This is a genomic window from Saccharomonospora azurea NA-128 (assembly GCF_000231055.2).
Classification (GTDB): Bacteria; Actinomycetota; Actinomycetes; order Mycobacteriales; family Pseudonocardiaceae; genus Saccharomonospora; species Saccharomonospora azurea.
Window position 1 is genome coordinate 2,293,298 of record NZ_CM001466.1, and the last position, 25,304, is coordinate 2,318,601.

At 69.9% G+C, this 25,304-nt stretch carries 24 protein-coding genes and 1 pseudogene; 15 read left to right on the forward strand and 10 right to left on the reverse strand.

The window, feature by feature from the left end; translation table 11 throughout:
• The first annotated feature begins 101 nt into the window (after positions 1-101).
• The gene (locus tag SACAZDRAFT_RS10100) at positions 102-1,583 is read left to right on the forward strand and encodes an FGGY-family carbohydrate kinase (protein ID WP_005441245.1); all 1,482 of its coding nucleotides are present in this window, start codon (positions 102-104) and stop codon (positions 1,581-1,583) included.
• Between the two features lie 142 nt (positions 1,584-1,725).
• On the opposite strand, the gene SACAZDRAFT_RS10105 is transcribed toward SACAZDRAFT_RS10100, so the two are convergent.
• Complete coding sequence (locus SACAZDRAFT_RS10105; protein ID WP_005441247.1) at positions 1,726-2,244, reverse strand: hypothetical protein; 519 nt, start codon at positions 2,242-2,244, stop codon at positions 1,726-1,728.
• A 117-nt stretch (positions 2,245-2,361) separates the two neighbouring features.
• Positions 2,362-3,531 (reverse strand): LamG domain-containing protein, encoded by a 1,170-nt coding sequence (locus SACAZDRAFT_RS10110; RefSeq protein WP_232286403.1) that lies wholly within the window; start codon positions 3,529-3,531, stop codon positions 2,362-2,364.
• A gap of 70 nt (positions 3,532-3,601) precedes the next feature.
• Here SACAZDRAFT_RS10110 and SACAZDRAFT_RS22460 point away from each other — a divergent pair.
• Positions 3,602-3,760, forward strand: a pseudogene (locus tag SACAZDRAFT_RS22460) (DUF4396 domain-containing protein); the annotation flags it as partial.
• Between the two features lie 45 nt (positions 3,761-3,805).
• Here SACAZDRAFT_RS22460 and SACAZDRAFT_RS10115 read toward each other — a convergent pair.
• Positions 3,806-4,642, reverse strand: coding sequence for an SAM-dependent methyltransferase (locus tag SACAZDRAFT_RS10115; RefSeq protein ID WP_005441251.1), 837 nt, complete (start codon positions 4,640-4,642; stop codon positions 3,806-3,808).
• A 334-nt stretch (positions 4,643-4,976) separates the two neighbouring features.
• Here SACAZDRAFT_RS10115 and SACAZDRAFT_RS10120 point away from each other — a divergent pair, with 334 nt between their 5' ends.
• Positions 4,977-6,080 carry a M23 family metallopeptidase gene (locus tag SACAZDRAFT_RS10120; RefSeq protein ID WP_005441253.1) on the forward strand — a complete coding sequence of 368 codons (1,104 nt, stop codon included), beginning with the start codon at positions 4,977-4,979 and terminating at the stop codon, positions 6,078-6,080.
• Positions 6,081-6,169: 89 nt separating this feature from the next.
• Here the strand turns inward: SACAZDRAFT_RS10120 and mgtE are convergent, their stop codons facing one another.
• Positions 6,170-7,510, reverse strand: a complete 1,341-nt coding sequence (mgtE, locus tag SACAZDRAFT_RS10125; RefSeq protein WP_277682131.1) for a magnesium transporter — start codon at positions 7,508-7,510, stop codon at positions 6,170-6,172.
• A gap of 204 nt (positions 7,511-7,714) precedes the next feature.
• Between mgtE and recQ the strand changes: the two genes are divergently transcribed.
• Together recQ and SACAZDRAFT_RS10135 are read left to right on the forward strand one after the other, a co-directional pair.
• Complete coding sequence (recQ, locus tag SACAZDRAFT_RS10130; protein WP_005441256.1) at positions 7,715-9,547, forward strand: DNA helicase RecQ; 1,833 nt, start codon at positions 7,715-7,717, stop codon at positions 9,545-9,547.
• A gap of 427 nt (positions 9,548-9,974) precedes the next feature.
• Positions 9,975-10,232 (forward strand): hypothetical protein, encoded by a 258-nt coding sequence (locus SACAZDRAFT_RS10135; protein ID WP_005441257.1) that lies wholly within the window; start codon positions 9,975-9,977, stop codon positions 10,230-10,232.
• Between the two features lie 60 nt (positions 10,233-10,292).
• Here the strand turns inward: SACAZDRAFT_RS10135 and SACAZDRAFT_RS10140 are convergent, their stop codons facing one another.
• A complete protein-coding gene (locus tag SACAZDRAFT_RS10140) occupies positions 10,293-11,036 on the reverse strand; it encodes a 3'(2'),5'-bisphosphate nucleotidase CysQ (protein WP_005441258.1) in 744 nt (247 codons plus the stop codon).
• A 74-nt stretch (positions 11,037-11,110) separates the two neighbouring features.
• Here SACAZDRAFT_RS10140 and SACAZDRAFT_RS10145 point away from each other — a divergent pair, with 74 nt between their 5' ends.
• The gene (locus tag SACAZDRAFT_RS10145; protein ID WP_005441259.1) at positions 11,111-11,917 is read left to right on the forward strand and encodes an SDR family NAD(P)-dependent oxidoreductase; all 807 of its coding nucleotides are present in this window, start codon (positions 11,111-11,113) and stop codon (positions 11,915-11,917) included.
• Positions 11,918-11,964: 47 nt separating this feature from the next.
• On the opposite strand, the gene SACAZDRAFT_RS10150 is transcribed toward SACAZDRAFT_RS10145, so the two are convergent.
• Together SACAZDRAFT_RS10150 and SACAZDRAFT_RS10155 are read right to left on the reverse strand one after the other, a co-directional pair.
• Positions 11,965-12,648 carry a metal-dependent transcriptional regulator gene (locus tag SACAZDRAFT_RS10150; protein ID WP_005441260.1) on the reverse strand — a complete coding sequence of 228 codons (684 nt, stop codon included), beginning with the start codon at positions 12,646-12,648 and terminating at the stop codon, positions 11,965-11,967.
• 21 nt (positions 12,649-12,669) lie between these two features.
• A complete protein-coding gene (locus SACAZDRAFT_RS10155; protein WP_005441261.1) occupies positions 12,670-13,101 on the reverse strand; it encodes a GNAT family N-acetyltransferase in 432 nt (143 codons plus the stop codon).
• A 47-nt stretch (positions 13,102-13,148) separates the two neighbouring features.
• Between SACAZDRAFT_RS10155 and SACAZDRAFT_RS10160 the strand changes: the two genes are divergently transcribed.
• The 4 genes from SACAZDRAFT_RS10160 to SACAZDRAFT_RS10175 are packed head-to-tail and all read left to right on the forward strand — an operon-like array spanning position 13,149 to position 16,360.
• Positions 13,149-13,904: an enoyl-CoA hydratase/isomerase family protein gene (locus SACAZDRAFT_RS10160; RefSeq protein WP_005441262.1), complete on the forward strand. Its 756-nt coding sequence runs from the start codon at positions 13,149-13,151 to the stop codon at positions 13,902-13,904.
• Positions 13,901-15,433, forward strand: coding sequence for an ATP-dependent acyl-CoA ligase (locus SACAZDRAFT_RS10165; protein WP_005441263.1), 1,533 nt, complete (start codon positions 13,901-13,903; stop codon positions 15,431-15,433). The genes SACAZDRAFT_RS10160 and SACAZDRAFT_RS10165 overlap by 4 nt, the downstream gene beginning before the upstream one ends.
• A complete protein-coding gene (locus SACAZDRAFT_RS10170) occupies positions 15,424-16,032 on the forward strand; it encodes a TetR/AcrR family transcriptional regulator (RefSeq protein ID WP_005441264.1) in 609 nt (202 codons plus the stop codon). The genes SACAZDRAFT_RS10165 and SACAZDRAFT_RS10170 overlap by 10 nt, the downstream gene beginning before the upstream one ends.
• Positions 16,025-16,360, forward strand: coding sequence for a hypothetical protein (locus tag SACAZDRAFT_RS10175; RefSeq protein WP_005441265.1), 336 nt, complete (start codon positions 16,025-16,027; stop codon positions 16,358-16,360). Before SACAZDRAFT_RS10170 ends, SACAZDRAFT_RS10175 begins: the two co-directional genes overlap by 8 nt.
• 131 nt (positions 16,361-16,491) lie before the next feature.
• Here the strand turns inward: SACAZDRAFT_RS10175 and SACAZDRAFT_RS10180 are convergent, their stop codons facing one another.
• Positions 16,492-17,661 carry an acyl-CoA dehydrogenase family protein gene (locus SACAZDRAFT_RS10180; RefSeq protein ID WP_005441266.1) on the reverse strand — a complete coding sequence of 390 codons (1,170 nt, stop codon included), beginning with the start codon at positions 17,659-17,661 and terminating at the stop codon, positions 16,492-16,494.
• A 141-nt stretch (positions 17,662-17,802) separates the two neighbouring features.
• Here SACAZDRAFT_RS10180 and SACAZDRAFT_RS10185 point away from each other — a divergent pair, with 141 nt between their 5' ends.
• Complete coding sequence (locus tag SACAZDRAFT_RS10185; protein ID WP_005441268.1) at positions 17,803-18,510, forward strand: 4'-phosphopantetheinyl transferase family protein; 708 nt, start codon at positions 17,803-17,805, stop codon at positions 18,508-18,510.
• Between the two features lie 36 nt (positions 18,511-18,546).
• Positions 18,547-19,698, forward strand: a complete 1,152-nt coding sequence (locus tag SACAZDRAFT_RS10190; RefSeq protein ID WP_005441270.1) for an isochorismate synthase — start codon at positions 18,547-18,549, stop codon at positions 19,696-19,698.
• A gap of 123 nt (positions 19,699-19,821) precedes the next feature.
• Here SACAZDRAFT_RS10190 and mihF read toward each other — a convergent pair whose 3' ends face one another.
• Positions 19,822-20,133: an integration host factor, actinobacterial type gene (mihF, locus tag SACAZDRAFT_RS10195; RefSeq protein WP_005449622.1), complete on the reverse strand. Its 312-nt coding sequence runs from the start codon at positions 20,131-20,133 to the stop codon at positions 19,822-19,824.
• A 287-nt stretch (positions 20,134-20,420) separates the two neighbouring features.
• On the opposite strand from mihF, the gene SACAZDRAFT_RS10200 reads away from it, so the two are divergent.
• The 3 genes from SACAZDRAFT_RS10200 (at position 20,421) to SACAZDRAFT_RS10210 (ending at position 23,760) form a co-directional block, all read left to right on the forward strand.
• Positions 20,421-22,043: a long-chain fatty acid--CoA ligase gene (locus SACAZDRAFT_RS10200; protein ID WP_005441273.1), complete on the forward strand. Its 1,623-nt coding sequence runs from the start codon at positions 20,421-20,423 to the stop codon at positions 22,041-22,043.
• Positions 22,044-22,141: 98 nt separating this feature from the next.
• Complete coding sequence (locus tag SACAZDRAFT_RS10205; protein WP_040927959.1) at positions 22,142-22,564, forward strand: PaaI family thioesterase; 423 nt, start codon at positions 22,142-22,144, stop codon at positions 22,562-22,564.
• 44 nt (positions 22,565-22,608) lie between these two features.
• Positions 22,609-23,760, forward strand: a complete 1,152-nt coding sequence (locus SACAZDRAFT_RS10210; protein WP_005441277.1) for a C39 family peptidase — start codon at positions 22,609-22,611, stop codon at positions 23,758-23,760.
• Between the two features lie 75 nt (positions 23,761-23,835).
• Here SACAZDRAFT_RS10210 and SACAZDRAFT_RS10215 read toward each other — a convergent pair.
• A partial coding sequence (locus SACAZDRAFT_RS10215; RefSeq protein ID WP_005441279.1) for an FAD-binding oxidoreductase occupies positions 23,836-25,304 on the reverse strand: 1,469 nt, incomplete at its 5' end.

The window sequence follows — 25,304 nt, forward strand, 5'->3', positions numbered from 1 at the left end:
AGAGGTAGAACTGCCTGGGCATGGCGGCGAGCTTAGCGACCGCCGATCGCCTCGTTCAACCAGGTTTGTGACCGGCTTCGATCCCTGACACGCTGCGAGGCATGCGCGGCTACCTCGGCGTCGACATCGGTACCTCCAGCAGCAAGGGCGTTCTCGTGACCTCCGACGGGCGACTGATTCGCACCGCCGTCCGCGAGCATCCGGTCGAGCGCCCCGCTCCCGGTCACGTGGAGATGGACGCCGACGTCTGGTGGCGCGAGTTCACCGAGCTGGCCGAGGAACTCACCGCCCCCGGCGACGTCGACGTCGCGGCGGTGGGCGTCAGCGGCATGGGCCCGTGCGTGCTGCTGACCGACGACGAGGGCGTCCCGCTGCGTCCCGCCGTCCTCTACGGCGTCGACACCCGCGCGGGCGCGCAGATCGAGGCGTTGAACGACGAACTCGGCGCCGACGCGATCTTCGCGCGGTGCGGCTCGATGTTGTCGAGCCAGGCGGTGGGCCCGAAACTGCGGTGGATCGCGGAACACGAGTCCGAGACGTACGCCCGTGCGCGGCGACTCTTCCAGCCGAGCTCCTGGCTCGCCTACCGGCTCACGGGCGAGTACGTGCTCGACTTCCACTCGGCGAGCCAGTGCACGCCGCTGTTCGACACCGTGGACAACGCCTGGCACGAACCCTGGGTGCGGCACGTCTGTCCGGACCTCGACCTGCCGCCGCTGCGCTGGCCCGGCGAGACCGCGGGCGTGACGACACGCGAGGTGGCAGGCATCCCGGCGGGCGTGCCCGTGATCACCGGCACGATCGACGCGTGGTCGGAGGCCGTGAGCGTCGACGCGCAGAAGCCCGGCGACCTCATGCTCATGTACGGCACGACGATGTTCCTGGTCAACACCATGCGCGAGCGGCTGACCACACCCGCCATGTGGAGCACGCTCGGCGCGCTGCCGGGCACACGCAACCTCGCGGGTGGCATGGCGACCTCGGGCGCGATCACGGCGTGGCTGCGCGACCTCACGGGCGGTCCCGACTACCCCACGATGCTGGCCGAGGCCCGCGAGTCCGGTGCAGGTGCCCACGGTCTGCTGGTGCTGCCGTACTTCGCAGGCGAGCGCACGCCGATCTTCGACCCCGACGCGCGGGGCGTCGTCGCGGGGCTGACCGTGAGCCACACCCGCGGCGACCTGTACCGCGCGGTGCTGGAGGCCACGGCCTTCGGAGTGCGCCACAACGTCGAGGCGTTGCGGGAGGTCGGGTCGGAGATCTCGCGCGTCGTCGCCGTCGGCGGCGGCACGCAGGGCGAGTTGTGGACGCAGATCGTCACCGACGTGACCGGGCTGCCCCAGGTGGTGCCGAGCGTGACCATCGGCGCGAGCTACGGCGCGGCGTTCCTCGCCGCCGGGCTCGTCGAGGACGTGCGCATGGCCGACTGGAACCCGCCCGCCCGCGTGTGCGAACCGAACCCGGACGTGCGCGCCACCTACGACGCGCTCTACGAGCAGTACCGCGCGCTCTACCCCGCGAGCCGGGACGTGCAACACGCGCTGGCCGAGCAGCAACGGGTTCTCGCTGCGCAGCGCGAGTAGAGCGGGCTCGTGACCGCAAGATCATCTGCGGTAGGGTTCGATTCAGTCACCTGACTGAAATAGCCGTGTCGCGTCCCCTTGGAGATTTGGCGCCATGTCGACGTCCCGGCATCGGTGGATTCCCGACGACCTCGACGTCGAGTCAGCCGACACCGGTCGTCACTGCTTCCCAATCAACGCCCGGTAGTTCCTGGTTCACTTGAATGGCAACCTCGAGCGCCGGATCATCGTCCACCACCGAGACCTCAATACACCTTTCAGGGTAAGCGCTGCGGAAGCGCTGTTCCCAGGTCTCCCTGAGTATGGGCGCCAGACACTCGACCACATCGCCATATGCACCGGCCGGCCACAATCGAAAGAGCGAAGACACTTCGAAAGTATTGAAACTTCGCACCAGATCCGACCACTGCGGCCCGCTCAAGCGTCCGCCCCGAGAGCGGATCGGCTCCAACCGGCCTCGAACGAACTGCTCCTGCCCTCTTTCCAACAGGACGAACAACGCGCCCATGTACTCCACCACGTCCGGCCAGTAGAGCCAGGCATAGCAGAGCGCATCGCGCGCACTCCCCACCTCCCCAAAGTAATCCCTCGGGTGACGAGAATCGACCTGAGGATAGTGCTGCCCGAGGATCGCGGCAGCCTTGTCCGAGTCACTGTTCATTCGAACTCCCCGAAGCTATGAAGGATCCCGAATAACCGAGGGCGAGAAGTGCTGCGCCGCACGCGGCCCGAGCGGCTCGCCGAGAACCTGCCTCGGCGAGCCGCTCGGACAGACCCATTAACGGAAAGCGAGCTGGAAGATGGCCCTGTCGTCCAGAACGCCGGAGTACACCTTCACGTCGTCGACCGCCCCGGACCAGTAGTCGGCACCGACACCGGCGCGGACAGCGCGTCCGACGTTCAACTCGCCGGCGCTCGTACCGCCGATGACGCCGGTCGCCACCCCACCCTTCCGGCCATCGACATAGAGGCGTGCCTCCTGCGCCACGGCGTCGTACACAGCGGTGAGGTGCACCCACTCGCCGACCTGGTCCCAGTAACTGGGCGCTTCCGCCCACTCGCAGTCCTCGCCCGACGAACAGGCCACACTCATCGCCCAGCGTCGATCATCGGGCCGATAGCCGAGAACGAACGGTGCTGCCTCGGCATCACCGATGCTCAGCGCAACCTTCTGGGTGTCGCGGTCGTTCATCCGCACCCATGCGGCCACCGTGTACGAGCGGTCGGTGCGCAGCTCCGGCAGCGACGCGCTCACATACTGCTCGGACTCGGCGTCGAGGACGATCGACGTGAACTCCTGCACCTCCCACGACGCACCGCCGTGCAGAACGGCGTTGCGCCCGCTGACCTCGTCTCGGGTCGTGGTGCCGTCGGCTTCCTCCATGGCGTAGTGCGCGCGTTGCACCGCCTGGCTCGCCGCGAGTGCCACCTCGGAGCCCAGAAGGTCCCGCTCGTACACGCGAACCTCGTCGATCGCCCCGGCGAAGAACTCGGTGTGCACACCGTTCTCCAGCGCACGGCCGACGACGAACGGACCTTGCACCCGCGTCGCGTCGGCGTGGTCAGCCGCGCCGGACAACACGCCGTCGACGTAGATCCTCAGCTGCTGCCTCTTCGCGTCGTAGACACCGGCGACATGTGTCCATACACCCGGCTCCACCTGCTCGGCCGAGCCGACACTCCCGGGCCCGCCCACACCGGAGGCGCTGAACGACCACGTGCCCTCGGCCGTCACACCGAGCCGGAAGCCGTCGGCCTGTTCGCCCTGCTGAGAGAGAACCGTCGCAGCCGCATCTGCCGTGGCCGGGTTCACCCAGGCCGCCACCGAGAAGCTGTCCGACGTGTCGACCAGGGTCTCGGGGTGCGAGAGCCAATCGTCCGAGCCGTCGAACTCGACAGCCGAACCCTCGTAACCCACTGCGTCGAGCGACGGATCACCCGTTGCCACGAGAGTGCGCTGGTGGCTCGACCCGTCGGCGAGATCGCCGTTCAGCGTCCAGTGTCCGGCGGGCGAACCGTTGATCCCCGACGCGATGGACGCGCCTCTCGACTCACCGCTGTTCTGGGGATCACTCGCCGTGGCGTTGGGGATCGCGTTCGTGGTCACCGTGCCGGTGAACAAGTGGCTCATCGGGCGCGGCAAGGGCCACGCCGTCGCCCACGCCTACCACCACTGACAGCCCACTGACAGCCGGCGTGGGCGCCGTTGCGGCACGCGCGCCTCAGCGCTTGACGGCCACGCCTCCGAGCATGAGGTGTTCCTCCGGCCACGGTTCGCGCCTGCGCGGCCCGGCGGGCCACCAGTCGTCGAGTTGCACGAGCCCCGGTTCCAGCAGCTCCGCGCCCCCGAAGAACTCCTCGATCTGTTCGCGCGTGCGCCAGAAGCCCGTGCCGACGTTCGCGCCACGGAGTTTGGCCTCCAGGTCGTGCGCCTGCTTCGACCACTCCGGGTTCTCGTCGGCGGGGTCCCAGAAGTGGGTCAGCACCACGTAGGAGCCCGACGGCAGCGCGTCCACGTAGTGCCGCATGACACCCACCGGGTCCTCGTCGTCGGACACGTGGTGCAACGTGCCGATCTGCATGAGCACCAGCGGCCGGTCGAGTTCGAGATGCCCCGTGATCTCCGGGTGCGCGAGCACGTCGGCGGGCTTGGTGAGGTCGGCCTCGACGAACCGCGTGTACTCGTTCTCCTCCAGCAGCGCCCGGCCGTGCGCGTTGCAGATGGGGTCGTTGTCGACGTAGACGACCTTGGCCTCGGGGTTGCTGAACTGCGCGACCTCGTGGGTGTTCTGCACCGTGGGCAGCCCGCTGCCGAGGTCGAGGAACTGGTCCATGCCCACCAGCTCGGTGAGGTAGCGCACGGCGCGCACCAGAAAGCGTCGGTTCATCCAGCTCACGTCGCCCTGGTGCGGCGCCACCTGCTTGATCAGTTCGAAGATCTGGCGGTCGACCTCGTAGTTGTCCTTGCCGCCGAGGCTCGCGTCGTAGATGCGGGCCACCGTGGGCTTGGTGGGGTCGAGCTGCGCCGACGGCGGAACTGTCCGTGCTGCGTCCTGCACTGCCTTGGGCTCCTTCCGGTGGCGGACACGAAGTTGATCACCACTGTGCCACCGAGTGTGATGATTCACGTCGAGTGTGTCACTTCGGTGATCAACACGGAACCCTTGTCGCGCAAGCTCGCGACCTTGGTCGAATGCCGCCCATAGATGGGCTAACCGTAGGCAGTCAAGTACGCCACGCCGAAAGTTGCGGCAAAAGAGACCAAATCGTTGTGGCGAGCGTCAAGTTTGCTAGAGAGCGATCTTGGGGACCTCGCATAGTCGCCAGTGCCCCGATTCGAGTACGTCGGCCCCCCACCGATGTGCTCTCCCCCGACATCAATGGAGTTCGCACATGCGTGCGCGTCATGTTCGGCGGGCGGCCCCGGTTGCGCTGCTTGCCTCCCTGACTCTGATTTCCACCCCCGGCATCAGCTTCGCCGATCCTGCTGCGGCCCCGACGCAGCAGAACGTCCAGGCCCCGCTGGCGGCGAAGCAGACCGAGAACAAGCAGGCGGAGAAGTCGCTCGACGAGCAGATCGCCTCCGCCGAGAAGGCGCTCGACCGCGCCAAGAAGCAGACCGAGGACGCCCAGAAGAGGCTCGACAACACGACGTCGGTGCACGACAAGGCCAAGCAGGCCACCGCCGACGCTCGCGCCGAGGTCGCCGAGGCTCGCAACGCGGTCACCAAGGCCGAGGCCGCACTCCAGCGGGCCGAGCAGCGCGTCGAGGAGGAGTCCTCGGGCTTCAGCGTCGCCGGTGTCGTCAACTCGGTGCTGGGTTTCCTCGGCTCGGACGTCACCAACTCGATGAGCGAGGACCTGGAAGCCAAGCGCGGCGCGGTCAAGGACGCCGAGAAGGCCGTCGAGGACGCCGAGCGTGAGGAGACCAAGGCCGAGCGCGCCAAGGTCAACGCCGAGAAGGCCCACAAGCAGGCTTCGGCCAAGCAGGACGAGAAACAGTCCGAACTGGACAAGCTGAACGAGCGTAAGCAGGCCGAGGAGGCGGAGAAGCAGGCCGCCGAGGCTCCCGCCGGTGGTGGCGCTGCCGCCGCGGCGGCCCCCGCTGCCGCGCCGGGCGTGGTGAAGCCCGCGGAGGGCACCTTCACCTCCGGCTACGGTGCCCGGTGGGGCACCACGCACTACGGCGTGGACATCGCCAACAGCATCGGCACCCCGATCAAGTCCCTCATGTCGGGCACCGTGATCTCGTCCGGCCCCGCGAGCGGCTTCGGGCTGTGGGTGCGCGTGCAGCACGACGACGGCACGATCTCCGTCTACGGCCACATCAACGAGTCGCTGGTGTCCGTGGGTCAGCGCGTCGAGGCCGGTGAGCAGATCGCCACGATGGGCAACCGCGGCCAGTCCACGGGCCCGCACCTGCACCTCGAGATCATCGAGAACGGCGCGAAGATCGACCCGCTGCCCTGGCTGGAGGCGCGCGGCATCGTGCTGTGAGCCCACACAGGGCCTCCCCCGGTCTGAAGGCCGCCGTCACCGTGACCCGGTGGCGGCGGCCTTCGTCATGCGCACGTCATGCGCACTCTCTACAGACCGAACACGAGCCGGGCCACGAGGAAGTAGATGATGAGCCCGGTGGCGTCCACCAACGTCGTCACCAGCGGCGCCGAGATCACCGCGGGGTCGATGCCCACGCGCTTGGCCAGCAGCGGCATCGTGGAGCCGATGGTGGCCGCCCACGCACACACCGCGACGAGCGACACGGCCACGCTGCCCGCCACGGTGACGTCCACGAGCAGCGAGCCGACGGCGAGCGCCACCACGGCGAGCATCAACCCGAGCACCAGGCCGACCCGGCACTCGCGCCAGGCGACCCGCAGGACGTCCCGGGTCCGCACCTCCCCCACGGCCAGCGCGCGCACCGCCGCCGTCGCCGCCTGCGCGCCCGCGTTGCCGCCCGTGCCCACGAGCAACGGGATGAACAACGCCAGCGCCGTCACACTCGCCAGCGTGTCCTCGAAGAACTGCAGCACGTTCACCGTCAACGTGGCGGCGAGGATCAGCAGCAGCAACCACACCGCCCGCGACCGGGCCAGCTCCACCACGCTCGCCGACATGTAGTGACCCGACCACGGCGTCGACCCCGACTGCCGGGCGAAGTCCTCGGTGTCGGCGGCCTCGATGACCTCGAACGCGTCGTCGATGGTGAGAAGGCCCAGCACGCGGTTCTCGCTGTCGGTCACCGGCAGCGCGAGCACGTTGGTGTCCTGCATGAGCCTCGCCGCTTCCTCCACGTCATCCGTGGCGTGCACCTGGGGGGTGTCGGCGATGGCGATGTCCGACACCGGGCGCTCGGGCGCGCTCAGCACGAGGTCGCGCAACGACACGATGCCGTGCAGGCAACGGCGGTCGTCGATCACGGGCAGCGTGTACACCGTCTCGGCGTCGGCCCCCTTGCGCCGGACGACGGCGAGCGCTTCCTCCGCACTCATGTGGTGCCGCACGGCCACCGTCTCGGGCGTCATGTAGCGGCCGACGGAATGTTCCGGGTAACCGAGCAGCGCGGCCGTGTGTTCGCGCTCGCGGGGACTCAACCCGGCCAGCACGTGCCGCGCGAACTTCGCGGGCGCCTCCCCCAGCAGCCGAGCCCGGTCGTCGGGCGCCATGCGTTCGACGACGTCCCGGAACGCCGGCTCCCGCAGCCCGTCCAGCACCTTGTGCTGGTCGGCGGGATCGAGCTCCTCGAACACGGTGAGCGCGCGGTCCTTGTCGAGCAGCCGGAACAGCAGAACGGCCTTCACCGCGTCCGCGCGCCCGAGTTCGTCGGCGATCTCGTGCGGCTGATGCTCGGTCAGCCACTGTTGGAGGCCGGGAAGATCGTTGTCCCCGAGCAGATCCCGCAAGGTGTCGGTCGACTGTGCTGCCATGGCGGCCACGTACTCCCTCCAGTCCGCCCAGCGGGATACCCCACGGGTAAACGTGGCTACCCGTCGACGTGATCACATCGACGGGTGCGGACGGGAACGGGGGACACGCGTACGGGAAGCGCGGACACGGAGGCGGTGGGGGTCGAACGGTTCCTTTCGTCGCCGCGGGGCGGCAGCAGTCTATCGGCGGCCTAGGATCGCGGCGTGGGGAATCCGCAGACTCTCGACGTGCTCCGACGCGTCTTCGGCTACGACTCGTTCCGCGGTGACCAGCAGGAGGTCGTCGACCACGTCGTCGACGGCGGCGACGCGCTCGTGCTGATGCCGACGGGCGCGGGCAAGTCGCTCTGCTACCAGATCCCCGCTCTGGTGCGCGACGGCGTCGGCGTGGTGATCTCGCCGCTCATCGCCCTCATGCAGGACCAGGTCGACGGCCTGCGGGCCGCCGGGGTGCGCGCGGGTTACCTCAACTCGACGCAGGACCCGGACGAGCGCCGCATGGTGGAGGCCGAGTTCCTCTCGGGCCGCCTCGACCTGCTGTACCTGGCGCCCGAACGACTCCGCTCCGAGGCCACCATGCGACTCATCGAGCGTGGCCCCGTGTCCGTGTTCGCCATCGACGAGGCGCATTGTGTGTCCCAGTGGGGCCACGACTTCCGCCCGGACTACCTGGAGCTGTCGACGCTGCACGAGCGCAGGCCGGATGTGCCGCGCATCGCGCTGACGGCCACGGCCACCCCGGCGACGCGCGAGGAGATCAGCCGCCGCCTGAAGCTGGACGACGCACGCGTGTTCGTCTCCAGCTTCGACCGGCCCAACATCCAGTACCGGATCATCCCGAAGCGCGACCCGCGCAAGCAGTTGCTGGACTTCCTGCGCACCGAGCACGCGGGCGACGCGGGCATCGTCTACTGCCTCTCCCGCCGCTCGGTGGAGGAGACCGCAGAGTTCCTCACGCGCAACGGCATCGACGCCCTGCCCTACCACGCGGGGCTCGACGCGGACACCCGCGCACGCCACCAGGCGCGGTTCCTGCGGGAGGAGGGCCTCGTGGTGGTGGCCACCATCGCGTTCGGGATGGGCATCGACAAGCCCGACGTGCGGTTCGTCGCGCACCTCGACCTGCCCAAGTCGGTGGAGGGCTACTACCAGGAGACGGGCCGCGCGGGTCGCGACGGCCTGCCGTCGACGGCGTGGTTGGCCTATGGCCTGGCGGACGTCGTGGCCCAGCGCCGCCTGATCGACACCTCGGAGGGCGACGCCGCACACCGGCGCCGCCTGTCCTCGCATCTCGACGCCATGCTCGCGCTGTGCGAGACGGTGGACTGCCGCCGAGCGCGGCTGCTCGCCTACTTCGGCCAGGACGTCGGCGCGAAGGAACAGTGCGGCAACTGCGACACGTGCCTGTCGCCGCCGGAGTCGTGGGACGGCACCGTGGCGGCGCAGAAGCTGCTCTCCACGGTGGTGCGGTTGCGTCGCGAGCGGGGGCAGAAGTTCGGCGCGGGCCAGGTCATCGACATCCTGCGCGGCAAGCGCACACCGAAGGTGACGCAGCACCGGCACGACGAGCTGTCGGTCTTCGGGGTCGGCGCGGACCTCGCCGACGGCGAGTGGCGAGCCGTCGTCCGGCAGCTGCTCGCCCAGGGACTGCTCGCCGTCGAGGGCGACTACGGCACGCTCGTCACCACCGATGCCTCCGACGAGGTGCTGTACCGGGGTCGTACGGTTCCCCTGCGCCGCGACCCGGCACGGGTCAAGGTCGCCTCGACGCGCACCACGTCGGCGCGCGCCGAGCCGGTGGAGCTCGACGGCGAGGCGAGTGCGGTGTTCGAGCGGCTACGCGCCTGGCGGGCGGCCACCGCGAAGGAGCAGGGTGTTCCCGCGTACGTCATCTTCCACGACGCGACGTTGCGGCAGATCGCCACACTGCGTCCGTCGAGCCGCGACGAGCTCGGTACGGTGAGCGGCGTCGGCGAGACCAAGCTGTCGCGCTACGGCGACGACGTCCTCGACGTCCTCGGTGTCATGGCGTCCTGACCGCCTCTGTACCCGACGACGTCTCCCGCTCGGACACCCCTCGCGCCCGGCAAAGCCGAGGTGAACAGGCGAATATGAATCGCCTTTAGCAATAGAGCGGGTTCTCATTCATCCCATCGGGTCATTTGCTCTTGCACCCCACAGGACGCACAGCACACCGTTCGCCACCGTTCCGAGTGTCCAAGCCTGCCCCTTCGGGTGGCCGATTACGGAGTGCAGCCCTTACCGCTGCGCAAATCCGCTGGTCAGAGCAACCTCGTACTCTAATCCAGCAACGATAGTGATCTGCATCACGACGAATTAGGGTGAGCCAACGCGGTCGATTTTAGTCGTGTGCCCTCCACGACCTACCGCTAAATTCGTTGTCGGTTGCGGGTTATTTCAAACCGCGACAGAACGTCCCTCGAGTCGATAGGAATGGGTTAAGGTGTTCAAGAAGACTGCTATCGTCGCCTCCGCCGCGGCCGGACTGATGATGATCGGCGCGCCCGCTTTCGCCACCGAGCCCGGCGAGATCGAGGCCAACGACAACACGAACCAGATCGGCCTCATCAACGTTGATGACGTGCTGAGCAACAACGACATCAACCTCTGCGACACGCTGGACCTGAACCTGATTGCCATCCTCGGTGGCAACAGCACGGGCAACACGGTGTGCACCAACGCGGAGGCGAACAACGACTGAGGTCGTTACTCCAGCTACGGGTGGGAGGCCATGGCCTCCCACCCGTTTCCATGTGTGCGGTCACCGGCGCGCGACGGCCCGCAACAGCGGGCCCGCGAGCTCCTTCCTGCAGATCAGCACATCCGGCAGATACGGCGAGGCCTGGTTGTAGCGCAGTTCGGAACCGTCCACCCTGGACGTGTGCAGCCCGGCCGCCACGGCGATGCCGACGGGTGCCGCCGAGTCCCACTCGTACTGACCACCCGCGTGGAGGTAGGCGTCGGCCTCCCCGCGCACCACCGCCATCGCCTTCGCTCCCGCCGAGCCCATCGGCACGAGTTCCGCCCCGACCTCCTCGGCGACCCTTTTCGCGAATTCGGGTGGCCGGCTGTCGCTCACCAGAATTCGCGTCTTTTCTCGAGGACGGTTTACTCCTATTTTCCCCACATCGTCGGTGGCACTCACTCGTTCTTTGTCCGGTTCCGCCACCGCGGCGTCGGTGATGCCCCGCCCCGCCTGCCACAACGCGACGTGCACCGTCCAGTCCGCGCGGCGGCGCCCGTACTCCCGCGTGCCGTCGAGCGGATCGACGATCCACACCCGCTCGGCCCGCAACCGCGCCGGGTCGTCGGCCGACTCCTCCGACAGCACCGCGTCACCCGGCCGGTGCTCGGCCAGCCTGCGCAGCAGCAGCGTGTTCGACTCCACATCGCCGCGTCGCCCCAGCTCCCGGGCATCGGTCGCCTCGCCCGCCGCGTCCCGGGTCCGCAGCAGCAGCGTCCCGGCCTCCTCGGCCAGCGACGCGGCAAGTCGTGCATCCGTCATCACGTCAGGCAGCGTAGAGCCCGTGGGTCCGCGGGTATGCCGTAGCCAGTGCAACCGCCGGAGAGGGAGCGACGATGGACGCGCAGCTGGCTGTGATCACGGGTGCGTCGACCGGCATCGGACGACAGCTCGCGAAGGAGTTCGCCCGCAACGGGTTCGACCTCGTCCTGTCGGCCGACGACGATGCGCTCGACGACGTGGCGACCGAGCTGCGCGGCGACGGTCGCCAGGTGTGGAGCGTGCGGCGTGACCTGTCGACCTATCCCGGGGTCACGGAGCTGGTCGAGCGCATCGAGTCGCTCGACCGTCCGATCGACGTGCTGATCCTCAACGCCGGTGTGGGCATCGGCGGCCCCTTCGTGGGTGAGACGCCGCTGCACGACCAGCTGCGCGTCGTCGACCTCAACGTCTCGGGCACCCTGCACCTGGCCAAACGCCTGCTGCCCGCCATGGTCGAGCGGGGCAGTGGACGGCTGGCGGTGGTGTCGTCGACGGTCGCGGGGCTGCCCGGCCCGTTCCAGTCGACCTACAACGCCTCCAAGGCGTTCGTGTCGTCCTTCGCCGCCGCGATCGCCGAGGAACTGCGGGGCACGGGAGTCACCGTCACCACGGTGTTGCCGGGGCTGACCGACACGGAGTTCTTCACGCGGGCCCGCATGCTCGACACGAGGCTGGGGTCGCTGTCGTTCAAGGACGACCCGGCGCGGGTCGCGCGGGAGACCTATCGCGCGACGATGGCGGGCCGGGCGCACGTCGTCACAGGGCCCTTCTACAACTGGGCGTTCGTGCTGGCCGGGCGGCTGCTGCCGGACCGTCTGCTCGCCCGGTTGCACCGCGCCGTGTCGGCGCCCGACTCCGCCGGGGCCCCGATCGTCGGGTGAGCGTGGCCGCGGGTGCCGGTCGTGCGCGTCGGCACACCGCGTTCCCGCTAGCGCAGCGCCACCGACAGGGCGTGTGCGATCTGCCTGCCGAGCGCGTGCGTGGCGTCGTGCGGCGGCTGTCCCACCTTGACCACGATCGACCCGCCGAACGGCTGGCGTTCGACGACCTCGATCCGCTCGCCGAGCCCGATGGCCCGGTCGGACAGGTACCGCAGCAGCTCCGGATCGGTGTCCCACACACGCACGATCTCCCCCACCGCGCCGGTGGGGAGCTCCTCCAACAGCTTCGTGGACACCTCCTCGACCGAGCCGTCCACCGCGGGGATCGGATCACCGTGCGGGTCCCGCACCGGGTTGCCGAGTTTCGCCGCGATGCGCTCGACGAGCAGGTCCGACACCACGTGTTCGAGCAGGTCCGCCTCGGCGTGCACCTCGTCCCACGTGTAGCCGAGCTCCGAGACGAGGTAGGACTCGATCAACCGGTGCCGCCGCAGCACCGACATGGCGAGCTGCCTGCCGTCACCGGTCAACTCGATGCCGCGGTACGGCACGTGCTCGACCAGGCCCTGCTGGGCGAGCTTGGTCACCATCCCCGACGCCGACGACGGGCTCACTTCGAGCCGAGTGGCCAGCGACGTGTTCGTGACGGCTTCACCACGTTCCTCCAGGCCGTAGATCGCCCGCAGGTAGTCCTCGATCGAGGCCGATCGACGGTTCGCGCCACCAACCATGCCTCCTACGATACGGACCGCTCAGCTGCGCCAGCGATAGCGCACCCAGCCCGGCACGGGCTCCGCGCCCAGGTCGGCGTAGAACGCGGCGGCCTTCTCGTTGCCCTCCTGCATGTCCCACTCGACCCGGCCGTCGGTGCGCGCCTTCAGCTCCAGCAGCAGCTGCCTGCCGAGGCCGGACCTGCGGTACTGGGGCCGCACGAAGAGGTCGTCGAGCCAGATGCCGGGCTTGGCCTCCCACGTCGAGAAGTTCCACGAGCAGAACGCCAGGCCCGCCGCCTCGCCGTCGACCTCGGCGATGAGGACCCACGCCTTCGGTTCGGGACCGAACAGGTGGTGGGTCATCTCCTCGCGGTCGAGGTGCAGCTCGTCGTTGCCCTCGTAGCGGGCGTGCTCCTCGATCATCGAGCAGATGTCGTCGATGTCGCCTTTCACAGCGTCGCGTATGGGCATGCCCGAACCCTATCGATCGATCGATCGTATGGCTAGGCTGCGAAGCCATGGGGCGAGACGTGACGACCGTGGACCTGGACCTCGACGACCGTGTGGCGACGGTGTGGCTCGACCGGCCGCACCGGCTGAACGCGGTCACACCGGAACTCGTGGCCGATCTGCTCACCGTGCTCGACCGCGTCGCGGCCGACGAGAACGTCGGGGTCGTGGTGCTGGCCGGGCGGGGGCGGGCGTTCTGCTCGGGGCACGACCTCAAGCAGCCGCCGCCCGAACAGGAGTCGCGTCGGCGGCTGGAACAGCTGCAGGACGTGACCCGGGCGCTGCGGGGCCTGCCGCAGCCCGTGGTGGGCGCCGTGCACGGCTACGCCATCGGCGCGGGCGCGGAGTTCGCCCTGGGCTGCGACCTGGTGGTCGCGGCCGACGACGCCGTGTTCGCCTTCCCCGAGGTGGGCCTGGGTCTCAGCGTCACGAACGGCGCCTCGCGACTGCTCCCGCTGCTCGTCGGGCCGATGCGCGCCAAGGAAATGATCATGCTCGGCGAACACGTCGACGCGGCGACGGCGCACGCGATCGGCCTCGTGAACAAGGTCGTCCCGGTCGACGCCCTGTCCGAGCACGCGCACAGCCTGGCGCGCTCGCTGGCGGAGCGGCCCGCCGCCGCGCTGGCACTGGCGAAGCGCGCGGTCGACCGCGGCGTCGACGGCACGCTGGACGCCGCACTGGAACTGGAGGTCAGCCACGCGCTGATCACCGAGCACACACCGGAAGTGGCCGCGTCGAAGGAGGAGTTCGGACAACGATGACCGACGACCTCGTAGGACTGCTGCGGCACGCCGCGACGGCGTGGCCGGACAAGGACGCCTGGGTGTTCGACGCCACCGGCGAGCGGCTGACGTTCGCCGAGGTCGCCGACCGCACCGAGTCGCTCGCGGCGTCGTTGCACGCGCTCGGCGTGTGCGCGGGCGACCGCGTCGCCGTGATGCTCGACAACCGGCCCGAGTTCCCGCTGCTCTGGCTGGCGCTGGCGCGGATCGGCGCGGTGCTCGTGCCGGTCAACACCAATTACCGCGAGCTCGACGGCGAGCACGTGCTGGCCCACTCCGGGGCCCGGGTCGCCGTCGGGGGCGAGCAGTTCGTGGAGCTGTTGCGCACCATCGCGCCGCGGACGTCGGTGGAGCGCGTGCTCACTCCGGAGGAGTTGGCGACCCTGCGCGCGGACGCGCCGCCGCCGTACCAGCCCGCGCCCGAACGCCCCACCAACATCCAGTACACCTCGGGCACCACGGGAGCCCCCAAGGGCTGCGTCCTGCCGCACCGCTACTGGACCACGCTGGCGCAGGGCCTCGTGTCGGAGTTCCCGAACATCGCCGCCGACGACACCGTCCTCACCGCTCAGCCGTTCCACTACATCGATCCTCAGTGGAACGTCGCATTGGGACTCGCGGCCGGCGCGACCCTGGTGGTGCTCGACCGGTTCCACCCCTCGACGTTCTGGCAGAAGGTGCGCGAGCACGAGGTGACGTGGTTCTACTGCCTCGGACTCATGCCCACGCTGCTGCTGCGCATGCCGCCCTCCGAGGCCGACCGCGACCACCGCGTGCGGGCCGTCAGCGCGTCGGCCATTCCCAAGGACCTGCACGCCGAGCTCGAACGCCGGTGGGGCGCACCGTGGTACGAGGCGTTCGGCATGACCGAGACCGGCGGCGACATCCGCATGGACCCGCGCGACCACGACGAGTGCGTCGGCACTGGTTGTCTCGGCAGGCCCGCGCCGGGCAGGGAGGCGATGATCGCCGACGAGTCCGGGCGACCCCTCCCCCGTGGCGAGGAGGGAGAGCTCCTCGTCCGTGGCGTCGGTCTCATGCACGGCTACCACGACGACCCCGAGGCCACCGCGAAGGCGTTCCGCGGCGGCTGGTTCCGCACCGGCGACATCGCGCGGATGGACACCGAGGGCCGCGTCTTCTACGTCGGCCGCACCAAGGACATGATCCGCCGCAGCGGCGAGAACATCGTCGCCGACGAGGTCGAACGCGCGTTGCAGCTCCACCCGGCGGTGCGGACCGCGGCGGTACTGGGCGTGCCGGACGAGCTGCGCGGCGAAGAGGTGAAGGCGCTCGTGGTGCTCGCGGACGGGCACGAGGTCACGCCCGACGAGTTGGCCGAGCACTGCGGCACCCAACTCGCCTACTTCAAGGTGCCGCGCTACTGGGCGTTCGTGGACGCGCTCCCGTTGACCGCGTCCGAACGCGTCGCCAAGGGTGAGCTGCGCAAGGCGGGAGCCGACACACCGGAGCACTCCTACGACCGGGTGGAGCAACGGTGGCGTTAGACACTCGGGAGCGGGTCCGCAGGGCGGCGGTCAAGCTGTTCGCGGACAAGGGCTTCCACGGCACCGGCATCCGCGACCTCGCCACCGAGTCCCAGCTGTCGACGGCGAGTCTCTACCACTACATGGGCTCGAAGGAGGACCTGCTCGTCGACATCATGCGCCGCTGCCTGCAGACGCTGCTCGACACCGCGACAGCCGAGCTCGCCGACGTCGAAGACCCGGCGACCCGGCTGCGCAAACTCGTGAAACTGCACGTCAGAGCCCATGCGCGGATGCCGAGGGAGACGCGGATCGTGGACCACGAGATACCGGTCCTCTCCCCTGCCGTGCGGCGCTCGGTGATCGGACTCCGGGACTCCTACGAGCGGTTGTGGGCCGACGCCGTCGCCGACGGCGTGGAGGCCGGGGTGTTCACCACGGCACACCCCGGTGTGACCCGGCTCGCGCTCCTGGAGATGTGCACCGGGGTGGCGCGGTGGTACTCGCCACGGGGTTCGCTGCCGCTCGACGAGCTCGCCTCGCACTACGCAGACGTAGCACTGCGTGCCGTGGGAGCTTGCTCGCAGAGCGCGGCTGAGGGACAGTCGAGGGGTGAGTGAGGAAACCATCCAGCTGGAACTCAACGAGGCCGGTGTCTCCCCGAAGCTTCCCACGCCTTCGGACCCGCGCGACCAGATCCAGGACGTGCCCTACCGACCGGTGGAGTTCCGCGACGACGATCTCCCCGCCGCGTTGGAACGCTGCGCCGGTTGGCTCCGGCGGGCCCAGCAGTGGCTCGGGGAGCCGGTGGACGTGCTCGCCGTCCACCTCGACTACGACGAACGCGACGGCTACCCCTACTACGACCTGAAGCTGCTGTGCAACGAGGAGGACCTGGCCGGGGTTCCGGTCGCACTCCGAGAGCGGAGCGGCGAGGTCGGCAAGTAGTCCGGACGCACACAACACAACAGTTGACGACGAGGTGACACGGACGCCGTGGGGCCGGGCTCACCGGCTCCACGGCGTCTCCGGGCACCTCTGTCCGGCGACCCTGCGGGGCCGCCCTCAGACGGGACCTCTCAGCCGAGGGTTCCGCCCACTTTGACGTGCCCCTTGAGCAGGTTCCGCGCGATCGTGCGGCGCTGGATCTCGTCGGTGCCCTCGTAGATCCGGAGCAGGCGCAGCTCGCGGTACCACCGCTCGACGGGCAGTTCCCGCGTGTAGCCCATGCCGCCGTGGATCTGCAGCACCCTGTCCACGATCTCGTTGGCCTTCTGCCCGCCGTAGAGCTTGGCGATCGACTGCGCGTGCCGCGAGTCGAGGCCCGAGTCCACCTGCCAGGCGGCGTGCAGGACGAGCCACCTCAGCGCCTCGATCTCCACGCCGGAGTCCGCGATCATCCACTGGATCGCCTGCCGCTCGGCGATGGGAGCGCCGAACGTCTCCCGCGTGTTGGCGTGGTCGATGGCCATCGACAGGAGCCGTTCGCACGAGCCGATGGCCCGCGCGGGCAGCAGGTACCGACCACGGCCGATCCACTGCATCGCGAGCGCGAACCCCTGCCCGACCTCGCCGAGGACCTGGCTCTCGGGCACGCGCACGTTCTCGAAGATCAGCGAGGCGGGCCCCCACTCGCCCATCGTGTCGATGTACTCCGACCGCCACCCCATGTCGCGGTCGACGAGGAAGCACGTCACGCCGCCGTTCGCGCCCTTCTCGGGGTCGGTGACGGCGAAGACCATGACGAAGTCGGCCTCGTTGCCCCCCGTGATGAACGTCTTCTCACCGTTGATCACCCACTCGCCGCCCTCCTTGCGGGCGGTGGTGCGGATCGCCTTGGCGTCGGACCCCGCGCCGGGCTCGGTGATGGCGAAGCACGACTTGCGCGTGCCCTCGATGGTGGGCAGCAGGTACCGCTGCTTCTGCTCGTCGTTGGCGTGGAAGAGGATGTTGTCCGCGGAGCCGCCGAAGCTGAACGGCACGAACGTGCGGCCGAGTTCGGCCTCCAGCAACGCCGTCATGACCGCGGACAGGCCCATCCCGCCGTACTCGGGCGGGGTCTGCACGCCCCAGAACCCGGATTTCCTGGCCTTCTCGCGCAGCTCGGTCAGCTCGTCGGTCGTGAGCCCCGGCTGGTGTGCGCGTTCCCTGCGCAGCACCTCCTGCTCGAGCGGGACGAGTTCCTTCTGCACGAACGTCCTGACCCAGTCGCGGATCTGCCGTTCCTCGTCGCTCAGGCTGAAATCCATCGGCTCACGCTCCCTCGGTGAAGCTGACTAAGCGATTGCTTACCTCGCACGGTAGCGCAAGCACGGTCTTGGCGGGAGCCCCGCCGCCACATAGATTGAGTCGGGCCGACATCCGGAGTGCTCCAGGGGGAAACTCGCACCATGACCGAATGCGCCGTGTGGTGGTCGGAACCGATCACCGCGACCGCCGACGCGCTGGCCCTGCTCGACCCGGTCGAGCGGGACCGCTACGACGCCTACCGCCGACCCGAGGACCAGCGCCGTTTCCTCACGGGCCGGGTCCTCGCCAAGAACGTCGCGGGACACCGGCTGGGCCTGGAGCCCGAGAAGGTGCACTTCGACGCGAGCTGCCCGGACTGCGACAGGCAGCACGGCCCCGTGCGCGTGCCGGGGGCCGCGCTCCAGCTGTCGATCTCGCACGCGGGTGACCGCGTCGGGGTGGCCGCCACCACGGGCGCTCCGGTCGGCCTCGATGTGGAGTCGGCCCAGCGCAACGCCGACGACTCGCTCATCTCCTACGCGCTCTCCGAAGCCGAGCAGAAGAGCCTGCCCACCGACGCGGACGGGCGCGCCCGGGCGTTCTTCACGTTCTGGACGCGCAAGGAAGCCCTGATGAAGGCCACCGGCCGCGGGCTGCGCATTCCCCTGCAGTCGCTGACCCTGTCGAGCGCGGACGCACCGGCTCGGCTGCTCGTCTCGGACGACACCTCGCTCTCGCCCGAGACGACGAAGCTCGCCGACCTCGACGCGGGCCCGGGCTATCGCGCGGCCGTGGCCGTTCTCACCTCGGAGGAGATCGACATCACCGAGCGTTGGTGGCACCCCGGCGCCGTGCTCGACGGACAATAGGAGCGAGTACGACCAACGCGACACGAGGAGGGGCCGGTGAACACAGGAAGCCCCGCCGGCCTCCTGTCGCGCTACCGCCGGGGTGACTTCTTCCTCGCCACCGCCGATCGCACGCTCCTCGCCCGTGGCGTCCACACCGCGATCACCGATGTCGACGAGTTCGCGCTCGCCGACCGTGTGGGAGCGACGCTGCGCGACGGACTCGCCGACGCGCCCCGGCTGGCCGTGGGCGCGTTGCCGTTCCACAGCGGCCCCGACACCCCCGGACATCTCGTCGTGCCCGCCGAGGCCGAGGTGAGCGGCGCGGTGCACCCGCACACCGTGGCGTGGTCGCGACGCGCCGTGGGGAATCCCGTCGACGTCCGCCCGGTGCCCGAGCCCGCCCGGCACGTCCAGGCGGTCGCCTCGGCCGTCGACGCGCTGGCGGCGCGCGACCTGCGCAAGGTCGTGCTGGCCCGTGCGCTGGACGTCGAGTTCGGCGAGCCCGTGTCACCCGAGGCCGTGCTGCACAACCTCGTCCTGGACAACGACCGGGGCTACACCTTCGCGACCGGGTTGCCGAACGGCGCGACCCTCCTGGGTGCGAGCCCGGAGCTGCTGCTGTCCCGCCACGGCCGGACGGTCGTGTCGCACCCCCACGCCGGCTCCGCACCGAGGTCACCGGACCCCGACGTCGACGAGCGGAACGCGAAGGCGCTGCTGGCCTCCCGCAAGGACCACGTCGAACACGGCGTGCTCACGGAAGCGGTGGTGGAGACGCTCCGGCCCTACTGCCGGCGGCTGCACGTGCCGTCGGGCCCGTCGTTGGTGTCCACACCGACGATGTGGCACCTCGGCACGACCGTCACGGGAGAGTTGTCGGACCCCGCTGTCACGGCATTGCACCTCGCCGCCGCCCTGCACCCCACCCCTGCCATCTGCGGAACGCCGACGTCGTCGGCGCGGCAGCTCGTCACCGAACTGGAAACGTTCGACCGCGGCTACTACGCCGGTGCGGTCGGCTGGGTGGACGCGAAGGGCGACGGCGAATGGGCCGTCTCGATCCGTTGCGCCGAAGTGACGGAGCATTCGCTCCGGCTGTACGCGGGCGGCGGGATCATGCCGGAATCCGATCCGAGAACGGAACTGGAGGAAACGTCGGCCAAATTCGCGACGTTGTTGCGCGCGATGGGCCTACCCCAGGAGTGATGTCGACCGAATCGGTCCGGTCGACGACGATCTCGCCTCGCTGTCGGTGCCATTCGGTGCCCATTTCGCCGACACCGCGAGGCCTTCTGATTCAGGTACTCGGGGCGAGCACGCCCCGAACACTCACTTGAGGGCGTTGATGAGCGCTTCGCGCTGCCGGTCGCCCAGTCCCGCGGCCCTGCGGTCGGGGTCGATACCCGCCTGCTCCATCAGCGCCGTGACCTTCACCTGGCCGAGGCCCGGGACGGCCTTGAGCAGCTGCGTCACCTTCGTCTTCCCGACGGTCTTGTCTTCCTTGGCTCGGTTGAGCACCGCGTCGATGCTCTCCTTGCCCGACTTGATGTTGGCGAGCAGTTCGGACCGCGCCTTCCTGGCCTCTGCGGCCTTGGCGAGAGCCTCAGCCCGTTGCTCCGGGGTCAAGGTGGGAAGTGCCAACGTAATGATCCTTTCGTGCTTGTCGAACACCGCGCACACGCGGTGACAGACCTACCCGGTCACGCCGATGCGCAAAACCGCCGCGGTCCTGGGCCTCAGTAAACGCCAAGTGCGCCTGGGACGCGAAATCGACACGCGAGGTTTCCCCGACCGTGCCATGACGTGGTCACAGGCGGTGTCGAAGCGACAACGACGAGCACAGTTGGGCGCTGTGCACAAGCCCCGAACGTGCGGTGCGCACTACAGTCGCCTCAACCTGGACCCTCGACGCAGGAGCGGGAGCCTCAATGTTGAGCACGATGCAGGACGATCAGCTGTCCCTGGCGTATCTGCTGCAGCACGGCGCACGAGCGCACGGCGACGCCGAGGTCACGACGTGGACGGACAGCGGGCCGAGGAAGACGACCTTCGCACGCATCGGCAAGCGCGCGGCCCAACTCGCACACGCACTGCGGGAACTCGGTGTCACGGGCGACCAGCGGGTCGCCACGTTCATGTGGAACAACGCCGAGCACCTGGAGTGCTACCTGGCGGTGCCCGCCATGGGCGCCGTGCTGCACACACTCAACATCCGGCTGTTCGCCGAGCAGCTCGTGTACGTGGCGAACCACGCCGAGGACCACGTCGTCGTGGTGGACGGCTCGGTGCTGCCCCTGTTCGCCAAGAACCTGCCCGAGCTGAAGACCGTCAAGCACGTGATCGTGGCGAACGGCGACGCCGCCGCACTCGAGGCGCCGGAGGGCGTCACCGTGCACTCCTACGAGGAACTGCTGGCCGGCAGGCCGGAGACGTTCGACTGGCCCGACATCGACGAACGCTCCGCCGCCGCCATGTGCTACACCTCCGGCACCACGGGCGACCCCAAGGGCGTCGTCTACTCCCACCGCTCGATCTGGCTGCACTCCATGCAGGTGTGCATGACCGACACGATGCGCCTGACCGACACCGACAAGGCGCTCGTGATCGTGCCGATGTTCCACGCCATGTCGTGGGGCATGCCGTACGCGGCGTTCATGGTCGGGACGTCGATGGTGCTGCCCGACCGGTTCCTGCAACCCGGTCCGATCGCGGAGATCCTCGCCGCCGAGAAGCCGACGTTCGCCGGCGCGGTGCCGACGATCTGGCAGGGCTTGCTCCAGCACCTCGACGCCAACCCCCAGGACATCTCGCACCTGCGCGAGGTCGTGGTGGGCGGGTCGGCCGCCCCGCCGTCGATGATGCACGCCTTCGAGGAGCGCTACGGCGTGCCCGTCGTGCACGCGTGGGGCATGACCGAGACCTCCCCGCTGGGCAGCGTCGCGCGGCCCCCGGCGCGCGCCACGGGCGAGGAGGCCTGGCGCTACCGCTACACCCAGGGCCGGTTCCCCGCGTCCGTCAAGGCCCGCCTCGTCGACGACCACGGCAACGAGGTGCCGTGGGACGGCGAGAGCGTCGGCGAACTGGAGGTCAAGGGCCCGTGGATCGCGGCGTCCTACTACGGCGGCGTCGATCCCGACAAGTTCCACGACGGGTGGTTGCGCACCGGAGACGTCGGCACGATCACTCCCGACGGCTACCTGACCCTCACCGACCGCTCCAAGGACGTCATCAAGTCCGGCGGTGAATGGATCTCGTCGGTCGACCTCGAGAACGCCGTGATGGCGCACGCCGCGGTCGCCGAGGCGGCGGTCATCGCCGTGCCCGACGAGAAGTGGGACGAACGCCCCCTCGTCGCGGTCGTCGTGCGGGACGGCCACGAGGTGACGGCCGAGGAACTCCGCGAGTTCCTGGCGGCACGGGTCGCCAAGTGGCAGCTGCCCGAGCACTGGACGTTCGTGGCCGAGGTGCCCAAGACCAGTGTCGGCAAGTTCGACAAGAAGCGCCTGCGCGCCGACCACGCCGGGGGCAAGCTCGACGTCACGCACTTCTAGGACTCCCCGATGCGGCGGGGCCGTCCCGACGTGCGGCGAGGACGGCCCCGCCGGTTGTGGGAGTGGACGCCCACCGCCCGGTGCGGCAGGGTTACCGCATGCAGACAGCGCCCACCGTCGACGACGACGGCACCGCCCTGTTCCACCGCACCATGCCGTTCACCGAGCGGTTGGGATTCGAGGTGCTCCGGCACTCCCGGGAACTCGTCGTGGCCCGGATCGCGCACGACGAGTCGCTCTGCACGCTCGGCGGGGTTCTGCACGGCGGTGTGCTGATGTCCCTGGCCGACTCGGCCGCGGCCGTGTGCGCGTTCCTCAACCTCCCCGAGGGTGCGCAGGGCACCACCACCGTCGAGTCGAAGACCAACTTCCTCCGTGCCGTCCGGTCCGGACACGCCACCGCGTCGTCGACACCACTGCACGCGGGTGGCCGCGTGATCGTGGTGGAGACCGAGATCCACGACGACGACGGCCGGCTCGTCGCCAAGATCACCCAGAGCCAAGCGGTGCTGCGCTCCTGACTGCTCCTGACGGCACACCCCGAACCGACCGTAGGGTGAGTGGCGTGGACATCGACTACCACGAGTGGAGTGGCGAGGCGCAGTTCGGCCACGGCGAGTCGTCGGGCACCGAGGTGGGGAACGCCGGGTTGCGGATCGGTACCGCCGCCGGAGTCCAGGACGGCGCCGAGTACGCCTGGTGGACCTCGCCGGAACACGACGTGCCCTTCGACGCCGACGAGCTCGTCGTCTCGTGGAACGCGGTCACACCGCCCGGCACGTGGCTCACCGTCGAGGTGGAGGCGCACACCGACTCGGGGCAGCGCACACCGTGGTTCTCGATGGGCCGCTGGTCGTTCGACGAGACCGACGTCCGGAGCACGTCGGTGCCCGGGCAGCGCGACGAGACGGCGCACGTGGCGGTCGACCGACTGGTGGCGGCCGACGGCGTGCGGCTGCGCGGCTACCGGCTCCGGGTGACGCTGTGTCGTGCCGGGGGCACCGACGCCGGCCCCGTGCTGAGCGCCGTGGGCGCCGTCGCCTCCGCCGTGGAGCCGCGCACCGAGGTCGCGACCTCGCCGCCCGGCCCCGGGCTCGGCATCGAACTCCCCGTGCCGCGCTACGCCCAGTACCTCCACAGAGGACACTTCGCCGAGTACGGCGGCGGGGGCGACGGCTGGTGCAGTCCGGCCTCCACCGAGATGGTGGTCGAGTACTGGGGCGTGGGACCGACCGAGGCGCAACTCGCGTGGATTCCGCACGACCACCCCGACCGCAGCGTCGTGCACGCCGCGAGGCACACCTTCGACCACGCCTACGGCGGCACGGGCAACTGGGCATTCAACGTGGCGTACGCGTCGCAGTACGGCCTGCGGGGCCGGGTCACCCGCCTGGCGTCGTTGCGCGACGTCGAACAGCACGTCGCCCACGGTGTCCCGGTGATCGTCTCCGTGTCGTTCATCGAGGGCGAGCTCCCCGGAGCGGACTACGCCACCAAGGGGCACCTGCTGGTGGTGGTCGGGTTCACCGGCACCGGCGACGTCATCGCGCACGACCCCGCCGCCGAGGACGCCGCCTCGGTCCGGAGGGTGTACCTGCGGGCGGCGTTCGAGACCGTCTGGCAGCGCACGCGGCGGACCGAGGAGGACGGCGCCGTCGTCGGCACGCCCGCGGGCATCGCCTACCTCATCGCGCCGCCCGGGGCGTCACTCCGCTGAGGCCGTACGGGAACTGCGGACACGCGTGCGCGGGAGGCGGACACGTGTTCGCAGGGCGCGGACACGGTGTGGGGGTTACAGGCCCAGCTTGCCCGGGTTGAGGATGTTCGTGGGGTCGGTCGCGTGCTTCGCCGCGCTCAGCACCGACATGCCCACGTCCCCGATCTCGGCGCGCAGGTAGGGCGCGTGGTCCACGCCCACCGCGTGGTGGTGGGTGATCGTGCCGCGCCCGCTGATCGCCTCGCTGGCGGCCTGCTTCGCGCGCTCCCACTGTCCGAACGGGTCGCGCGGGTCGCGGGCCGCGAGCACGGTGAAGTACAGCGACGCACCCGTCTCGTAGGCGTGGGAGATGTGGCACATGAGCACCGGCCGGTCGAGGGCGCCCCGCAGAGCCGCGGACACCGCGTCGTGGAGCTCGCCCAACCGCGACCAGTGCGTGGCCGTCTCCAACGTCTCCACGCACACCCCGGCGTCGAGCAGGGCGTCCCGCTGCCGGGGACCGGAGAACCGGCCGTGTCGCCAGGCCTCGCCCGGCGCCCGGCCGAGCGACACGGCGCCCGCCGCACGCAGCACCTTCAGAGCCCGCGCGCGCTGGGGCGCCCGCCCGTACCAGCCGAGGATCAGCAGGCACGGCTCGTGCACCCGGCGCGCGGCGAGATAGCCGCGCAGGGCCGACGTCACGACCCCGCCCTTGAGCGCGAGCGTCACCTCGGTCTCCTCCACATCGGACACCCGCATGACGTCGGCCGACAGACCGTTCTGCGCGAGCGTGCGCACGACGTGCATGGCGTCGTGCCAGCCCCGCAACACGAAACCCTCGTAGCGCTCCCGCTCCGGCAGCGGGCGCACGCGCACGGTGACCTCGGTGATCACGCCGAGCGTGCCCTCACTGCCGACCGCCAACGCCCGCAGATCGGGCCCCGCGGCGGACGCCGGCGCCACACCGAGTCGCCACGGCCCCGACGGGGTCGCCAGGCGCACGCCCTGCACCATGTCCTCGAACCGGCCGTAGCCCGACGACGCCTGCCCCGCCGACCGCGTGGCGGCGAACCCTCCGAGCGTGGCCCGCTCGAACGACTGCGGGACGTGCCCGAGTGTCAGGCCGTGCGCGGCGAGCAGGCGCTGCGCCGCCGGCCCGCGCACACCGGCCTGGAACACGGCCAACCGCGACGTCGGATCGACGGAGACGAGCCGGTCGAGCCGATGCAGGTCGAGCGCGATCACCGCCTCCTTGTCGCCGCGCAGCGCGGCCACGCCACCGACGACGGACGTGCCACCGCCGAACGGCACCACACCGACGTCGTGGGACACGCACACGTCCACCACCCGCTGCACCTCGTCCGGATCGGCGGGCACCACCACGGCGTCGGGAACGGCGAGCCCGTCCGGGTGGCGGCGGCGGAGGAGGTCCAGGTACGACAGGCCGCCCGCGCGACCGAGCCGCTCGCCCTCGGTGTCGAGCAGGTGGTCTTCGCCCACCACCGCGGCGAGGGCGGCCCGCGCTGCGGCGTCCAGCCGCGACGGCGGCACGGTGAGAGCCGAGT

Bases quoted from the DNA above. Each gene is read 5' to 3' on its own strand.
- SACAZDRAFT_RS10180 (WP_005441266.1), bottom strand. From the start codon at position 17,661: ATGGATTTCAGCCTGAGCGACGAGGAACGGCAGATCCGCGACTGGGTC.
- SACAZDRAFT_RS10165 (WP_005441263.1), top strand. From the start codon at position 13,901: ATGACCGACGACCTCGTAGGACTGCTGCGGCACGCCGCGACGGCGTGG.
- SACAZDRAFT_RS10150 (WP_005441260.1), bottom strand. From the start codon at position 12,648: ATGGTTGGTGGCGCGAACCGTCGATCGGCCTCGATCGAGGACTACCTG.
- SACAZDRAFT_RS10100 (WP_005441245.1), top strand. From the start codon at position 102: ATGCGCGGCTACCTCGGCGTCGACATCGGTACCTCCAGCAGCAAGGGC.
- SACAZDRAFT_RS10185 (WP_005441268.1), top strand. From the start codon at position 17,803: ATGACCGAATGCGCCGTGTGGTGGTCGGAACCGATCACCGCGACCGCC.
- mgtE (WP_277682131.1), bottom strand. From the start codon at position 7,510: ATGGCAGCACAGTCGACCGACACCTTGCGGGATCTGCTCGGGGACAAC.
- SACAZDRAFT_RS10205 (WP_040927959.1), top strand. From the start codon at position 22,142: ATGCAGACAGCGCCCACCGTCGACGACGACGGCACCGCCCTGTTCCAC.
- SACAZDRAFT_RS10155 (WP_005441261.1), bottom strand. From the start codon at position 13,101: ATGCCCATACGCGACGCTGTGAAAGGCGACATCGACGACATCTGCTCG.
- SACAZDRAFT_RS10145 (WP_005441259.1), top strand. From the start codon at position 11,111: ATGGACGCGCAGCTGGCTGTGATCACGGGTGCGTCGACCGGCATCGGA.
- SACAZDRAFT_RS10120 (WP_005441253.1), top strand. From the start codon at position 4,977: ATGCGTGCGCGTCATGTTCGGCGGGCGGCCCCGGTTGCGCTGCTTGCC.
- SACAZDRAFT_RS10105 (WP_005441247.1), bottom strand. From the start codon at position 2,244: ATGAACAGTGACTCGGACAAGGCTGCCGCGATCCTCGGGCAGCACTAT.
- SACAZDRAFT_RS10140 (WP_005441258.1), bottom strand. From the start codon at position 11,036: ATGACGGATGCACGACTTGCCGCGTCGCTGGCCGAGGAGGCCGGGACG.
- SACAZDRAFT_RS10200 (WP_005441273.1), top strand. From the start codon at position 20,421: ATGTTGAGCACGATGCAGGACGATCAGCTGTCCCTGGCGTATCTGCTG.
- SACAZDRAFT_RS10160 (WP_005441262.1), top strand. From the start codon at position 13,149: ATGGGGCGAGACGTGACGACCGTGGACCTGGACCTCGACGACCGTGTG.